Raw genomic sequence first — 15,216 nt, forward strand, 5'->3', positions numbered from 1 at the left:
GGGCGGACCGAGGGGCGCTCTTTCTGGTGCGACACGGATACCGGCCGGATATGGCGCTCGGGGATTTCGACTCCGTCAGCGAAGCCGAGCTTGAGGAAGTACGCCGAAACAGCCGCGAGTTCGTCGTCTGCGATCCGGTGTGGAAAGACTTGACCGACACGGAGATGGCCTTCACTTGGGCGCTTGAACAAAACCCCGAAGAGATTGTGCTTCTGGGCGTGCTTGGCACCCGATGGGACCATTCGCTCGCAAACGTCCATCTGCTGCGCAAAGCTTTGGCCGCAGGCATCCGCTGCCGCATCGCCGACACCTGCAACGAGCTGATGCTGATGGACGGCAGCGCACCGCTAACGGTCAGCCGGAGCCGGTTCACCCATGTATCGCTGCTCCCGCTGAGCATCGAGGTGACGGGAATTACGCTCGAAGGGTTCCAGTACCCGCTGCACGAAGCGACGCTGACGATCGGGCAATCGCTCGGCATTAGCAACGTGCTCCTTGGCGAAGCCGGCCACATTCGCATCCGGGACGGCCTGCTGCTCGTGATTCAGAGCCGGGATGAAGAGGAAGTGGCTCCGGAGTAAGCATGTGGACAGGATTTCTCGCTTTTAAGTTAGCAGAAATTCCTCCAGGTATTTCTCAATCTCTTCAATAGAAGCTATGGAAAATTTTTTATTTTTATAATGAATCAACCCCTCATGGATACACTGAGCGATGGAACGATTTAAGCTTCGAATGGGCGCACAGACCTCACTGGACAGCATTTGCTTGGTAAGGCTGTCCAAATCGCCGATTTTATAATGATGAAGCACACTAAATAAAATCCGGTCTTTCAAGGTCAGCAGCGATAGCTTCGCCGCGGTGTCCGTACTCAGCATTAATTTGGAGGCTAGCTGCTTCACAAGATATAGATTAAAATCAAAATCGAGCTTCATCCATTCAACCACCTTGGTTTTGTGGAGAGCTATCGTTTCGCAGTGTTGTTTGGCAATCACGCCGAGCGTTTTCATTTGATCGTTAAAAATCTCGATCTCCCCGAAGCAGCTATACGCATCGTAAATATAGACGGAAAGCATCGCTCCCGCGTAGCTTTGTCTGTATACCTCCGCTTCACCCGCGGTTAAAATGTAAAGATATTGATTTTCCTCATGCGGCCGAAGAATCAGGCTGCCTTTTTTATGCTTTCTATACCTAAATTCCTTTCTGATCTGCTCTGGCGCAGCATTCACAATCTCCTTGAAATTCATGAGCTTCACCTTCTTTTGCCTTTTGGTCATTTGACCTATTTTCATGCTCGTTTGATTTATATAATAAGGCCACACCGAAAACAGGAGGTCTTATTTATGAGAAAATTAATTATCGATACGGATACCGGCAGTGACGATGCTGTAGCCATCATTATGGCATTAAAATCAGCCGATGTTAAGGTCGAAGCGATCACGACCGTGTGCGGCAATGTCCCGCTTGAATTGGCTACCCAAAATGCGCTGATGACCATCGAAGTGGCGAACGGGCAAAAGCCGCCTCTTTATGTCGGAGCGGCCAAGCCCCTGATGCGCGATTTGGTTACCGCTGTCAATGTGCATGGCGAGGATGGGATGGGAGATTGCGATTTGATTCATCCTACGCTTTTGCCGGAAAGCAAGCATGCCGTGGATGCGATTCTGGACATTGTCGAAAAGAACCCCGGAGAAATCGAAATTATCACCATCGGTCCCGTGACCAATATTGCCCTTGCGATTCTAAAAGCGCCCGAAACCATGAAAAAGGTAAAGCATATTTACACCATGGGCACTTCCGGCTTTGGCCCCGGAAATACGACACCGGTTGCCGAATTTAACGTGTATGTCGATGCGGAAGCTTATCGTATTATGCTCAACTCGGGCATACCTATGACCATCATTGGATTTGACGTCTGTTTAGGAGAAGCGGCTTTGACGAAGGACGATATGGATGTCTTGCTGGCGAGCGGCAAGCCGGAAGCCGTATTTTCCGTGAAATGCAACCGTTCCTTGCTGGAATATAATATCCAAAGATGCAATGAACCGATTGTGGACTTGCCTGATGCCGTGGCTATGGGTGTCGTGCTCTGGAATGAAATCGTCCTTGAAGACAAATGGTGTTACTGCTACGTCTGCACCATGGAAGAAGCCGCCTATGGCCAAGTGATCCTCAATGACGGCAGCAAGCTGGCCATTTCCGACGGCTTTGCAGGTCATACCCCGAATGCCAAAGTGTGCAAAACGATTAATAATCCGTTATTCAAAGAGAAATTAATCAGCTTGCTTGTAAGGTAACAGAGGTTACGATGAAGATCAACTATGTCCATTGTTTTATCGCTCAAGATCAACAATTTCTGATGCTTCGAAGGAATAACCCTCCCTTTAAGAATATGTGGAATTGCGTCGGAGGCAAAATTATGCCGGATGAAACGCCCCGGGAGGCCGTCATTCGTGAAGTCAAGGAGGAAACCGGACTGGACCTCCAGTCTGTTCAGTTCAAAGGGATTGCCACCTGGAATCAGGCGGGCGGCATGTACATTTTTGTTGCCGATCAATTTACAGGGGATTTGACGGAATCCGCGGAAGGAACACTTGCTTGGAAAAGCAAGGAGTGGGTCATGCAGTCGCCGGAAGTCGTGAGCAGCATCCGGACGATCCTGGATGATGTGCTTGCGACGGATGTCCCTGTGGAATATGCTCTCTTTTACACGGGAGCGGAGTATGAGGGAGAATTATGGAAATATGAGGTGATGCGTAATGATGAACATAACGATTCGAAAAGAATTAGCTGAGGATTATTGTAGTACGTCGTAAGGATTTCCGTAAAGCACTGAAGCCCCGCTAACTTAAGGTTGCGGGGTGAGTCTTTTTACGCGATTTATTCTCTCAAATGATGCCTAAGCAATTGACTGACTCTGGATGGCGAGACACCTAGCATTTCGGCTAATTTTTTTTGCGAAGCTGCTGGGTTTTCCTTCATCGCTTTATGCAATCGAGTCAAGGTTGTGACTTTGCCTTCTTGCATTTTTTTCTTTGTTGGAATAGTTTTATTAGCCACGTCAGTCCGCTCGCGTTCCAAACGCTCGAGGAAGACTTGAAGGGCCGGGAGGCTGTGGATACACGGTATGCAAATATAAAATCTTTTGAAATTCAGGATTTGCTCCGGGTTGGAGCAGAACAAACATTCTTCCGCGCGATATTTGCAAACCATAATTGCTCTTCTCTCGTCGTCAAAGAAATACTCTGTAAGGGTATTATGATTTAAGTTCAAAACACGCCTGACCTCCGTAGGAATCACAATTCTTCCGAAATCGTCTACCACTCTAACAATCCCCGTCTTACGACCGATACGCAACACCCTCACCTCTAATCGATATTCCATTAACATGAGTTGCCATGCTACCCTGAAACGTTACGTTAACGGTTTTACCCTCATTTTCCGAGTTTGCGCTATAACAACGTATGCGTCTAATTGTTGACTCAGTTGGACGATATATTCGCTCGTTAAGCTTTCGCCTTGCCGTACAGCCTCTTCCATCTGGTTCTGAATGTTTTTCATGGCATTGTATAATGCCCCATCATCTAAATGATTTAGTTCTAGGGTTGAGCAAGCCTCCTCTCCATTCGCTAACAAGGTCATATGGCGCTCTCCTTTTTAACCATTGTAATTTTTTTCTTCTTGCAAATTAACTGTATCATCCATCTCACAAGAACCTTATAATTCCATTTTGTGCAACTCCAAAAAAATAAAAAAACAGGCTTATACTCACCTGTTTTCACGAAAAAACTCTTATGTAAATTTTAGAATGACAATATATTCATCCATTCCGGCCTGTTACATCTACTTTAACCTCTTCCAGTGACGTTTTCACCGATAAGCTGATCACTCTGATGATTCAAACGAGATGCAATAAGACCGACTTCGTGGAACATTTCCGCCAAGTTATCAGCCGTGATCTTTTTACTCTTTACCTGTTCACCAAGCAAGCCGATACTAAGTTGGTAATATCCTTTGTATCTATGTAACTTTCCAATACACGCCAATTTATGTGGCGTTAGTGGCTGTTTAGGTAAAAACTCTCCTTCCCTTTCCAATATTTCTGCAATAGATTTAAAATCCCCCAACTGAAAATAAATTTCAAGTAGTTCATCCGCAATGTGTATCTTATTATCCGAGCTGACCTCGTCCAAATATTTTTTAAGCAACGGTATAGCTATATCAAACTCTTTCTTTCTTGCTTTTGTTAAGGCCCGAGTAATCTTGGCGGATTCGATAACAAAATCGTTCTTCATGTTTTCAAAAGTATCCAGGTGCTTCTCCACCGCATCGTAATCTTTTAATTGCGAATATGAATTAATCATCGTCAAAAAGGCCCTCACTTTAAGCTCAGTATCTTCTTTTTCTAGCGGAAGACCTTCCTCACAGAGTTGTATGCATTCTTTAAACTTTTTGATGTTGTATGCATGTAAAACCATTCTGAAATAATAAGTAATTTTCTCCTCACGTGATAAAAAACTAGTATAGTGTAAAATTTCTTGGCCTGATTGAAATGACTCCTCCAATTTATTGAAATCGTTTCTTTCGATCAAATACTTTTGCAATAACCCTTTGGCTACGTAATGCGGCACTCCGCGTTCTCTGGAATACTTGATAATTAACGTATAGAGCGATACTTTCAGTGAATCATTGTTTACTGTTCTGGTAAAGTCAAACAATCGTTGAAGCGATTCTTCCGTCTCTACCGTATGCGACTCCAGTATCCGCGCCGTCACTTTCGGAACTAGCAAAAAGCACTCTTCACACGTAGCCACCTCTTCGAGTACTTCAAACAACGTGTTGATTCGGTTTTCTTCTTCAAGATAACATTCTATAATCTCGGAATAGTGTGCAGGTAATGCTGTGGCTATGGCCTTCAAGTTCTTAAATTCCAGCCGCTTCGTTTCTCCACGCTCTATTCGATTGAGGACACTTCTGCTCACACCTGTTAGTTTTTCTAGCTGAGAATATGTCAAATTTTTTTCTTTTCTAAATTGGAAGATAAAATCAGAGATGGTTTTTCTTCGGATTCTCACTTCCACCATCATACACTTCCTTATTATCAAATTATATAAGGAATATTATAACAAATTATATATTTATCAACAATTTTTTTGAAGTGCCGCTTATTGGTATCTCCTTTTTTTTCTAGCAGATATTAGGTTAAACAAAGTGAACATTTCGATAAATTTCTACAGAGCATACGCGTTATTGGTAATTACTGCAATTAGATATGAATTTTCAGGTGTTTTTCCCGAGTAAAATAGATATATTCTACCATTACATAATTTTTGTATTGATGGTATATTATGGATGAACAACCCAGTCGCAACAATTGTTCATAAAACAATGCGGGAATATCACACAAAACAAATATAACGTGGAAGGAGGTGGACAAAAAAAGGTAGAAAGCAAATAGACAGAGAAATCGCTATATAGCACGGTAAGAGCAAGCAAATCTTATTACTCCATATATGAACTAGGATTTTGGATTTTAGGGTTTACTCAAAATCTATGAATTTATGGGAGGTAGAAGAATGAAGAAATTGTTTTTGAAATCAGTTTTAGCTCTTACAGTTATCGTTTCAATGATTCCAGTTTCCGCAAATGCTAATGATTCAACACAGAACGATGCATCAAATTCATTCACAATTCCATGCATAAAAGCCGAAGGTAAAGTGTCTTATGAAACTGATGCCAATGGTGTCACAAAGGAGATCACGGAAATCAGTAACACTCAAGAATATGCTAAAGCATACAATCTTGATTTGCCATCCCCAAATGCAAAAATTGTCCATGTCAGAACTGTTTCTCCTAGCGAAAAAACTAATTTGAACAATTTTAATGCTGATGAAATTTCGACTCAAGGTGTAGGGGATTACTATCTAAAAAATGTTCAGGGACCACGTAGAGGTTGCGGCATACATCCTCTAAGACGCACAAATTTGGTTTATCCGGGCGGTAAGATGATTTTCACTGAATCTGTTGCAGCATCTGTCACTGGAACTGTCACAGTAGACGCGCAAATTGTAAGTGCTGCTGTCGGGTTCAATGTAACGCAAACATATACTGTAACTGATGAGCAAAACGATACAATCCCTTCCAATTACTCGCGGGCCGAAGTTACTGCTTATGCTAACCTTGATATTTGGCAATATGACATCTATAAGAAGGGGTTATTTTGGGATAGTTACGAAGGTTATGGTTCTGCCTCTAAGCCAATAGGTGTATGCTTTAATATTGTTTACTCCTAAGTAACCGTAATTCAAAAAAAGAAGCCTCAGAAATGAATCAGGCTTCTTTTTTTGCTGATTGGATTGAGCATTTCATGATAACTCTAATGGAATTTCTTCTTTCTTACTAATCCCTTCGTTGTCGACCCATTCAATTTTTAGATAATAACTTACAGGCTCTTGATTCTTATCCGTTTCTTCAATGGGTCCCTCAATAGATCCAATCTTAAGGTTTTCAAGTAAATTAATATTTCCACTGTTTGATGTTTTTAGCTCTTCTAAAACAAGTTTCTCATTCTTCTCTCCACGCTTTTCGTAAAATGAGTATTTAAAATAATTTGAGTCTTTAATTTCATTTAAATTACCCAAATACGTTAACTTTCCGTTTCCGCGTCGAATAGATGTATTAGTCTTAACTATAACATAATTATCCAATTCCCAATGTTCTCCCCGCCCACTCAAAAAAGAAACTTTAAAAGTTGATTGTGCTTGAGCATAACCATTCTGAACATCCTTATTAAAATACATAAATAGGGTGATAACATTAGTAATAACCAAAGCAATAAGCACACTTTGACTGAGATATTTTTTCACTCGATATTCACTCCTTTATCCGATATATGATTATATATAGGGAAGTATTGCTATTTGCACATATAGTTTATTTACTCCTTTTATTGAAAAATATAACTTTCATAATGTATATTTGTCAAAAAAACTTTTATTATAACTCAAAACTGTTCGCTTCCAATCAAATTTATAGTTTATTTTGTAATATCAAATTACTTAATGCATTAGGGTGTGGATTATGCTTAAAAGAACAGGATTATTCTTGGTTGTAATACTTTTGATACTAGTCACAGGGTGCATGTCTGATACAACTGTTAATCCCAATACACATAAAGATGGAGAAGAAAAGCTGAATAACATTGTTGAAAAAAATAACAGCGAAGTGATTCTAAAGGAGATTATTGGAAATGAAGCAGCTCCAGAGAAAAAACAAACTCTAGAAGAATCCGTAACAAATCAAATAGAATGGAAATTATCAAACAATAAGTCTGTTTCTGCTTCAAAGGACAGAATTGTTTTAAAGACTGAATTCGGTAATAATGGTGTCGTTGTTTTAAAAGTACCTGACACGACTATGAATTGGTACAATTTTATTGTGTTAAGAAATAACAATAATAAGTGGGATATTTCAAGTGTTGTGGATATGGCAATATCAGAAAATATGCATACAGAAAAGCAAGGTCTTAATTTACCTATGGATAGATTTATTCATACTAAACTTAAAGGCTTGGATTCTACAGCAGATAATATATGGACTTTCGCAAATGAAAATAAGTTTGTGGTTATTGGTAAGTATCCAAGAGAGTCGTTCGCGCCTTCTTCGGGAACTCAGGAAATATCTCTAAATGGGCATAGCGCTTGGATCAAAGTTGAAAAGGATAGTTCGCTCCTCTATTATTTTGACAGCGATTATCTTGTTTGGATGACTGAAAACTTAACTAGGGAAGAAACTGAAAAATTGGCTAATTCTCTTCCTTCTTCTACATCAGCATTTTTTCCGGCGAAAAATCAGGGCTGATAACTTCAGCCCTTTTGAATGTTTTATCTTTTCTTTTGAAGATGATCTTTGTATGTTTCATAAAGAAAAAAGGAAAAGCACTCACTTTTGTGGTAGGTGCGTTACTTCTTTTTAATAAGATGCCGATATATGCTTCCGCAACCGGAAAGGGATTTAAGGATGTGAGTCCGGACAATACGCCTATAAAATGGGGTAGGGCGTAAGTTATATTATACCTCCAGAAAGTAAATTATCCTCTTTCCCCGAACCTGAATTTTTGGAACAGCAGAATGTACGCTGCGAGATTCATCACAAATGCAAGTTGTTATCTATTCAAAGCAGGAAAACACCACGAACACGGCTATAACAAAGTTTTACGTTTAGTATAAATCTAAAACTTCGTGATAGGTTTTATATTTATCAAGTTGGGTGAGGATCTTCCTGGCCTGTTCTTAATGCTAAAATATACTTGTCCAACTCTTTCGTTAGTTGATTTGGTTCGTACCCGACGTCTTCCAATGAAAGGGTATTGAAATACGTTAATTCGTTGTCCCCATCCGTGATCGTAAGGTAATATAAGTATCCAACACCAAGGGATTGATCGCTCTTTTTACGGAGTTTTATTCCTTTCAGTTTGTTGGAAATTTCACCGAGTGTTTGTACATCGTTGATCTGCAAAACTTTTCCGGTGTCTCCATACTTAACTTCAAGCTTGGTGATTTTATCAAAATCGCTTTTTAATATTACAGATAAGGGGATAAAATGCGCGGGGGCATCGTTCAGGAAGATTTCATTGTCATGAACGCTGTACCTTATCGATATACCGGTATTCTCCGCAATAAACCGAATCGGGACGTAGGTATTATTTTCGTAATTTAATACCGTGTATTCGTGCATGTCTATTTTTTTGCCATTAAAACTAAAATTAATGGGGAATAACAAAGCTTGAATGGCATCTCCGGCATAAACCATGGTAGACATGGAAACAACTGCACCACAAACAAACCCGATTATGTACTTCCTCATTTTGTATTCACCTCCATAATATTGGTATAATTTGTTTGACGCGATTGGCGTTAACAAAGTTGCTATCTTCATATCTATCCAAGGGCTTAACCGCTCCGCTGTGAAGTGGAACAGCTTTTTCGCTCGATGATTCAGTTAAGAGGTAAACTGTTGAAACTTAGTATCTCATAAATTTTTAAACCATTAAGTTTTTCAGGAAGCCCTTGTTTTGAGGGCTTTTGCCGTGTATTTTAAGTGTTTTCTCTTTTTCGAGGAGGTATCGGGTATTATGGCAAAGATTATGGTTCGGGGATTATTTCTCCTTTTCCTTCTCAGTTTTACTGGCTGTTCCGTGAAGAAAGACATAACTCTTACTGCCACATCAGCAGAATGGAACATTGAGATTTTCTATAAAGTAGTGGAAGGAAAGTACCAAGAAATACCGAGCATTCAATACCTAGGCAAGAAACCGATTGGACCAGAGGTCACGCTTGACATCATTTATACAAACTATAGTGTGACAACAAATACGTTATCAGGATTAGATTACCTTGGCATGGAAATGAAGGAACTTAACACAAGAACAGTACTGAAAGACTGGAAGGATGTCGAAACAATAAAAATTACTTGGAATAATGCAGAAGGAAATTTCGAAGAAACGCTTATACCTAAGCCAAAGCAGATAGGTAACTCCAATCAAAAACCAACACCGTTATAGACGTTTTTATTGTCTATATCTTTAAGAATTTTCATTATTTTTTCCAGGAGGTACCGTATCATGTTTAAAATAATTATTCGGGGGTTACTCCCTCTTTTCCTTGTCTTCATCATTGGTTGTTCCGGAAAGAGTGACGTCACCCTTACTGCCGTATCGTCTGATTGGAACATCGAAATCTTCTATAAAGTAGTAGAAGGAAAGTACAGAGAAATACCGAGTATTCAATACATAGGCAAGAAACCGATTGGACCAGAGGTCACGCTTGATATTATCTATAAGAACAATAGCGCAACAACAAATACTTTATCAGGGCATAACTATCTTGGCATGCAAATGAAAGTGCTTGTTACAAGAACTGAAATTGGTAATTGGAAGGATGTGGATAAAATAAAGATAACTTGGAGCAGTGATGAAGGGAATTCGGAAGAAACCCTTATTCCTAAGGTAAAGCAATCAGATAATTCTGAGCCAAAATCAATACCGCTGTAGGGGTGGTCGTTTGGATAGGGGGGCGTGATAGGTAGTGAAAATATCAAAATTCATCTTAAGCATTTGTTTAATAGTCTCATTAGCATTAAATGTTTACTTGATTAAGAATCAAATGACCACGAATAATAAGCAACAAAAGATTGATCTAGATTTTAAAGCATCTATAGGAAGAATTTCCGGATCTCTTGATTCTGTAACCGATGGAAATTATACCGGTTATTTAACCGCGATCGAACATGCCTCCAAAGCAAACGCATTATCCAAATATTCATCCTATAATCATGAGACCAGCAATATAACAGGTACAACGTCAGAGCTTATTAATAAATTTAGGAATCTCTATGCCAGTCAAAAAAATTTGGCTGATAAAGAAAGACTAATGCAAGGTTTTCAGCAATTAACGGCAGAGCCCAATCATTGCGAAACTATGCACAACATTCTAATGTTGCTGAATAAACAATAAAAAATAACCCCCTTGAGTGTGGGGGTGTGATCATTACTTATGCGTTTTCGTTCCTTTTTTTCCAGTGTAAGGGTTGGTGTTGCCTTTGGTGCTCCAATTGTTCTTGAAGCTCTTGTCTTTGCTGGATCGATGATGGGATTGGACGTGAGTGCCGTTTTTCTTGGTGTAACTTTTTACTTTTGTCGCAGCGGAAGCAGAACCGGCGAAGCTAAGTGCGAGCACAGCGCTCATCAGGAGCAGGATCAGTTTTTTCATGGTTGTCCTCCTTCATTCGGAATAAAAATCAGGACTATTTTACCATATTTCCGGTTATTTGCGACTATAATTTTAAATATGTATCCGAAAAAAGCAAGGGGATTCGAAACGCGCATGTTGCGTCATCGAATCCCCTTTTTTCCGGTTATCCCTCAAGCCGTCGTTTGAGCCGCACTGCCCGATTGAAGCTGGTACATGCGGTAGTACCGACCTTGCAGCCGCATCAACTGCTCGTGATTGCCCCGCTCGACGATCTCGCCGCGATGAAGCACAAGAATTTGATCGGCTTCGCGGATCGTGGACAGCCGGTGGGCGATCACGAAGGTCGTCCGGCCTTCGCTGACGACCCGCAGCGCCTCCTGAATGAGTCCCTCCGTCTCGCTGTCGATGCTGGCCGTCGCCTCATCGAGAATGAGAATAGCCGGGTCGAAGGCGAGCGCCCTCGCGAAGGAAATGAGCTGCCGCTGTCCGGCGGACAACGTGCTGCCCCGCTCGACCACCGGCTCGTCTACGCCGCCGGGCAGCTGCTCGACGAAGGAGGCTGCGCCGACATCCTTGAGCGCCTGGCGAACCTGCTCCGGCCCAATCCGTTCGTTGTACAGGCTCACGTTAAACTTGATGTCGCCTGCGAACAAAAACGGGTCCTGCAGCACGATGCCCATATGCTTGCGCAGCGCCTGCTTCGAAAGCGTACGGATTTCCGTTCCGTCGACGCGGATTTCCCCTTCCGTCGGCTCGTAGAAGCCGAGCAGCAGGTTCATGATCGAGCTTTTGCCCGAGCCGGTATGCCCGACAAGCGCGATGGTCTCGCCTTTTCGCGCCTCGAACGAAATGCCGCGAAGTACAGGCTCTCCGGTTTTGTAGGCGAAGGTGACGTTGTCGAAGACGACATGGCCTTCCGGCCGCGGTACTGCGTCCGACGAAGCCACTTCGGTGCCTTCGATGTCGAGCAAGTGGAACACTTTCTCCGCGGACACGACGGCCCGCTGCGCATTCAGCATTTGGTCGAAAATGCCGATGATCGGCTGGAAGAGCCGCCCCGTATAATCGATAAACGCATAGAACACGCCGAACGAGATCGAAGTCTGAAGCGATTGCCCGCCGAAATACCAGATCGCGCCGGCGGTAAAAAAGGCCCCGACAAGTCCCGTGAAATTGCGCGAGGACAGCGAAAATACGCGGTTCTGCTTGATATGGTTCCGGTAACGGTCCTCGTTGAGCGCATCGAACTCCCGCAGGCGGTTCTTCTCCTGCCGGAACGCTTGCAGGATCGGCATGACCGCGATCGATTCACTGATCATCGCATTCATATCGCTCAGCCGGGCCCGCATGATCGCAACGTACTTTTGCGAAAATTTCAAATGAATGAACATGACGACGGCAAACAACGGAAGCAGCAGCAGCGAGACGAGCGCCAGCTTGACATCAAGCAAAAATAAGGCGATGTAGATGCCTGCGATGTTGATCGTACTCACCACGAACGTCGCCATAAAGCTCATGAACAGGTCGCGGATCGCTTCCGTATCGTTCGCAATCCGCGATACGACCTGCCCGATCGGCGTATTATCGAAATAGCGGATCGGCATGCGTTGAATGTGGCGCATCAGATCCATCCGCATCCGCTGGATGATGCGCAGCGCCGTCGTCTGCAGCGTCAAGCCCTGCACGTAATGCAGAATGCTGCCAAGCGCAAGCAGACCGACGAACAGCCCCAGCCAGCGAGCGACCGGACCGACGTCATGCCGGTAAAACTGCGCCGTCTCCGCCGCGGAAAGCTTGCGAGCCGGGTACATCTCGCTGACGCCTCCGGGCACCGTGCGCTTCACCTCGGCCGCTTCCCCGTCCTTCGCCGGGCCGACGAGCGACCATTGGCCTTCCAACGCAGCCGGCTGACCTACCAAGTACAAGCCGCCCTCCAGCTGCAAAATCCTCGCGTCCTTCATCACGGACCGGTTAAAGATGGCGCCGCGGCGTTCCGCCTCCTCCATCCAATCCTGACGAATGTAGAATTTCCCGTCTACATGGGCCTGTTTGACCCCTTCTTCGGGCAGATCAAGGCCGGAGGCGATTTCAACCCACGGCAGCCCGATGGCGCCGATGTGACGGTCGATGATCGTTTTGGCGATAAACGGTCCGGCCAGCTCCGCGCCGACCGCACAGCAGAGCACCAGCAGGGCTAGCGCGATACGGTATTTAAAAAGCAGCGCGTAACCGAGCAGCCTGCGCAAAATGGGTTTGCCCGATGATTCGTTCGTTTCTATGGCGATATGACTCACGTCCTTCCCGGTTGGCCTGGAATCGCGGCCCTATGATGAAGCGTCCAGCAAGCTTGCTTCGAGTTGCTGACGCTCGAACTGCTCCTTGTACCAGCCGCCGCGCTGCAGCAGCTGCTCGTGTGTTCCTTCCTCTGCGATGCGTCCGTCCTCCAGCACGACGATCCAGTCGGCATGCATGACGGCGGACAGCCGGTGCGTGGCGATTAGCGTCGTCTTCCCGGCGCGCTCCGCACGGATGTGCCCGAGAATGGCGCTTTCGGTGCGGGCATCCACGGCAGACAGCGAATCGTCGAGAATGAGAATTTCCGGATCGGTCAGCAAAGCGCGCGCAATGCTTACCCGCTGCTTTTGTCCGCCGGACAGCATGACGCCGTTCTCGCCAACGATCGTTTGCAGCCCTTCGGGGAGCTGCTCCACATCCTGCGTAAATGAAGCCATCTCAATGGCCCGGCTGATTTCCTCCGGCGAAGCGTTCGGACGCCCCAGCGCAATGTTGTCGCGCACGGACTTGGACAGCAGCAGATGCTCCTGCGACACGTAGCCGATCCAGCCGCGCACGTGCTCGATCGCCAGTTCCTCGATCGGCACATCCGAAAGACGTACGCTGCCGGCCGGGGCCGGATAGAAGCGCAATAGTTGCTTCAGCAGGGTGCTTTTGCCGCTGCCGGTCCGCCCTACGATGCCGAGTGTCTGCCCGCGCTCAAGCCGCAGGGAGACGTCGGTCAAGCTGTCTTGGGCCGCTCCCGGGTAGCGGAACGTAAGGTCACGCAGCTCGATCGATTCCGGACGGCCGACCTCTACCGGATGAGCGGGATTTTGTACGTCGGGCTGCTGCTCGAAGCTGCGCGTCAAGCGGTCGACGGAAGCCGTCCCGCGCTGCAGCACGTTGATGAACTCGCCGAAGGCGATCATCGGCCAGATCAGCATACCGAGGTAAATGTTAAACGAGACGAGCTGCCCGAGCGTAATGTCGTTGTGGAACACCAGATACGCCCCGTACCCGATGCCGATAACGTAGCTCAAGCCAACGATCAGCGAGATGGCCGGATGGAACAAAGCGTTGATGGCGGCCACACGGATGTTCTTATCCATTACGTCGCGGGTGATCCGGTCAAATGCGGCGAGGTCGTGCTCCTCCTGCACGTACGAGCGGATCACGCGCATGCCGGAAATCGACTCCAGCGCTTGATCGTTCATCCGTCCGAACGCCGTCTGCGCGGCAATGAACCGCTTTCGCGTATGCTTGCCGAGGACGCTGATCAGCACTGTAAGCAGCGGCAGCGGCAGCAGCGCCGCCAGCATCAGCTTCCAGCTGATGAACGAAATCATCGTCACAAGCACGACCGTCGTGCCGACAATCGTATTCACAAGCGTCATGACGCCGTAACCGGCCGTCTGGCCGATGGCAGGCACGTCGTTGGTCGCTAGAGCCATCAGTTCCCCGGTGCTGTTGCGCTGGAAAAACGACGGCGACATCCGGGTCAAATGAGCGGTCAAACGGCTTCGCAGCAGCTTTTCGAGCAGCAGCGAATTGCCGAACAGCGTCGTAATCCATACGTAGATCATGATATACAGCACTACGGCCAAACCGATGAGCAGCAGCACGCTCTGCCGCAGCCCTTCGGCGGTCAGAGAACCGGTGCGGATGTGGTCAATGACGCTTCCGATCATCCGCGGCGGCAAAATATTCAGCACGCTGACCGCGGCCATCAGCACGATAGCCAGCGCATACGGCCCCCAGCGGTCGCGAAAAAACCAGGCAAGACGCCCGACAAACGACAAAGGAATCCACCTCTTTCTCTCTATGAATTGAAATTGCTTAGAGCACCGACTTCTTTGTATTAGGAAACATACATTCGCTTTTCACTCTAATACCATACCATATTATGGGCGTCTTGCCACCGGGAATTTTTTGATGAAACGAATTTTCTTGCCACAAACTTCGCAAGAAATGGACAAAAACAAAAAGCGCCCTCCCATTGATTCAACAACGGCAAGTGGTAGTATTGAAGTATAACGCAATCATTTTTCGGCATAAAATAAAAAGAGCCTTCGCCACTGCAACGGCAAAGACTCTAGGACAAAAAACTGTGGCCGAACCCCACGGCGCGCAAAGATTGAATCTAAGCGAAACCCACCGTTAGGCAGCCAACTTATCAAGACTTTTTTGCAAA

General features: G+C 45.3%; 17 protein-coding genes. 8 read left to right on the forward strand and 9 right to left on the reverse strand.

Features of this window, described 5'->3' with window-relative positions; genetic code table 11:
- Positions 1-581 (forward strand): thiamine diphosphokinase (locus QJ48_RS27540; protein ID WP_054976588.1); only part of this gene is annotated, 581 nt, incomplete at its 5' end.
- Positions 582-605: 24 nt separating this feature from the next.
- Here the strand turns inward: QJ48_RS27540 and QJ48_RS27545 are convergent.
- On the reverse strand, positions 606-1,244 hold the full coding sequence (locus QJ48_RS27545; RefSeq protein WP_237763078.1) for a Crp/Fnr family transcriptional regulator: 639 nt from the start codon (positions 1,242-1,244) through the stop codon (positions 606-608).
- Positions 1,245-1,340: 96 nt separating this feature from the next.
- Here QJ48_RS27545 and QJ48_RS27550 point away from each other — a divergent pair, with 96 nt between their 5' ends.
- Together QJ48_RS27550 and QJ48_RS27555 are read left to right on the forward strand one after the other, a co-directional pair.
- Positions 1,341-2,294, forward strand: coding sequence for a nucleoside hydrolase (locus tag QJ48_RS27550; RefSeq protein ID WP_054976590.1), 954 nt, complete (start codon positions 1,341-1,343; stop codon positions 2,292-2,294).
- A gap of 11 nt (positions 2,295-2,305) precedes the next feature.
- Complete coding sequence (locus tag QJ48_RS27555) at positions 2,306-2,791, forward strand: 8-oxo-dGTP diphosphatase (RefSeq protein ID WP_063858176.1); 486 nt, start codon at positions 2,306-2,308, stop codon at positions 2,789-2,791.
- Positions 2,792-2,877: 86 nt separating this feature from the next.
- Here QJ48_RS27555 and QJ48_RS27560 read toward each other — a convergent pair whose 3' ends face one another.
- From QJ48_RS27560 to QJ48_RS27570, 3 genes are all read right to left on the reverse strand, one after another.
- On the reverse strand, positions 2,878-3,387 hold the full coding sequence (locus QJ48_RS27560; protein WP_054976592.1) for a winged helix-turn-helix transcriptional regulator: 510 nt from the start codon (positions 3,385-3,387) through the stop codon (positions 2,878-2,880).
- Between the two features lie 24 nt (positions 3,388-3,411).
- Complete coding sequence (locus QJ48_RS27565) at positions 3,412-3,639, reverse strand: Spo0E family sporulation regulatory protein-aspartic acid phosphatase (RefSeq protein WP_054976593.1); 228 nt, start codon at positions 3,637-3,639, stop codon at positions 3,412-3,414.
- A gap of 206 nt (positions 3,640-3,845) precedes the next feature.
- On the reverse strand, positions 3,846-5,084 hold the full coding sequence (locus QJ48_RS27570) for a helix-turn-helix transcriptional regulator (RefSeq protein ID WP_082420703.1): 1,239 nt from the start codon (positions 5,082-5,084) through the stop codon (positions 3,846-3,848).
- A 489-nt stretch (positions 5,085-5,573) separates the two neighbouring features.
- Here QJ48_RS27570 and QJ48_RS36295 point away from each other — a divergent pair, with 489 nt between their 5' ends.
- Positions 5,574-6,290, forward strand: coding sequence for a hypothetical protein (locus tag QJ48_RS36295; protein WP_054976594.1), 717 nt, complete (start codon positions 5,574-5,576; stop codon positions 6,288-6,290).
- A gap of 72 nt (positions 6,291-6,362) precedes the next feature.
- Here QJ48_RS36295 and QJ48_RS27580 read toward each other — a convergent pair whose 3' ends face one another.
- A complete protein-coding gene (locus QJ48_RS27580) occupies positions 6,363-6,863 on the reverse strand; it encodes a hypothetical protein (RefSeq protein WP_054976595.1) in 501 nt (166 codons plus the stop codon).
- 214 nt (positions 6,864-7,077) lie between these two features.
- On the opposite strand from QJ48_RS27580, the gene QJ48_RS27585 reads away from it, so the two are divergent.
- On the forward strand, positions 7,078-7,857 hold the full coding sequence (locus QJ48_RS27585) for a hypothetical protein (RefSeq protein ID WP_054976596.1): 780 nt from the start codon (positions 7,078-7,080) through the stop codon (positions 7,855-7,857).
- Positions 7,858-8,256: 399 nt separating this feature from the next.
- On the opposite strand, the gene QJ48_RS27590 is transcribed toward QJ48_RS27585, so the two are convergent.
- On the reverse strand, positions 8,257-8,862 hold the full coding sequence (locus tag QJ48_RS27590) for a stalk domain-containing protein (RefSeq protein WP_054976597.1): 606 nt from the start codon (positions 8,860-8,862) through the stop codon (positions 8,257-8,259).
- Between the two features lie 268 nt (positions 8,863-9,130).
- Here QJ48_RS27590 and QJ48_RS27595 point away from each other — a divergent pair, with 268 nt between their 5' ends.
- The 3 genes from QJ48_RS27595 to QJ48_RS27605 are packed head-to-tail and all read left to right on the forward strand — an operon-like array spanning position 9,131 to position 10,511.
- Positions 9,131-9,559: a hypothetical protein gene (locus tag QJ48_RS27595; RefSeq protein WP_157261770.1), complete on the forward strand. Its 429-nt coding sequence runs from the start codon at positions 9,131-9,133 to the stop codon at positions 9,557-9,559.
- 60 nt (positions 9,560-9,619) lie between these two features.
- Positions 9,620-10,048 (forward strand): hypothetical protein, encoded by a 429-nt coding sequence (locus QJ48_RS27600; protein ID WP_054976599.1) that lies wholly within the window; start codon positions 9,620-9,622, stop codon positions 10,046-10,048.
- Between the two features lie 34 nt (positions 10,049-10,082).
- Positions 10,083-10,511 (forward strand): hypothetical protein, encoded by a 429-nt coding sequence (locus QJ48_RS27605; RefSeq protein WP_054976600.1) that lies wholly within the window; start codon positions 10,083-10,085, stop codon positions 10,509-10,511.
- A 33-nt stretch (positions 10,512-10,544) separates the two neighbouring features.
- Here the strand turns inward: QJ48_RS27605 and QJ48_RS27610 are convergent, their stop codons facing one another.
- The 3 genes from QJ48_RS27610 to QJ48_RS27620 form a co-directional block, all read right to left on the reverse strand.
- Positions 10,545-10,766, reverse strand: a complete 222-nt coding sequence (locus tag QJ48_RS27610; RefSeq protein ID WP_025844893.1) for a hypothetical protein — start codon at positions 10,764-10,766, stop codon at positions 10,545-10,547.
- A gap of 152 nt (positions 10,767-10,918) precedes the next feature.
- Positions 10,919-13,027 (reverse strand): ABC transporter ATP-binding protein, encoded by a 2,109-nt coding sequence (locus QJ48_RS27615; protein ID WP_054976620.1) that lies wholly within the window; start codon positions 13,025-13,027, stop codon positions 10,919-10,921.
- 45 nt (positions 13,028-13,072) lie between these two features.
- The gene (locus QJ48_RS27620; protein WP_054976601.1) at positions 13,073-14,824 is read right to left on the reverse strand and encodes an ABC transporter ATP-binding protein; all 1,752 of its coding nucleotides are present in this window, start codon (positions 14,822-14,824) and stop codon (positions 13,073-13,075) included.
- Positions 14,825-15,216: the final 392 nt, after the last annotated feature.

This window comes from Paenibacillus sp. A3 (genome assembly GCF_001399685.1).
Lineage (GTDB): Bacteria > Bacillota > Bacilli > Paenibacillales > NBRC-103111 > Paenibacillus_G.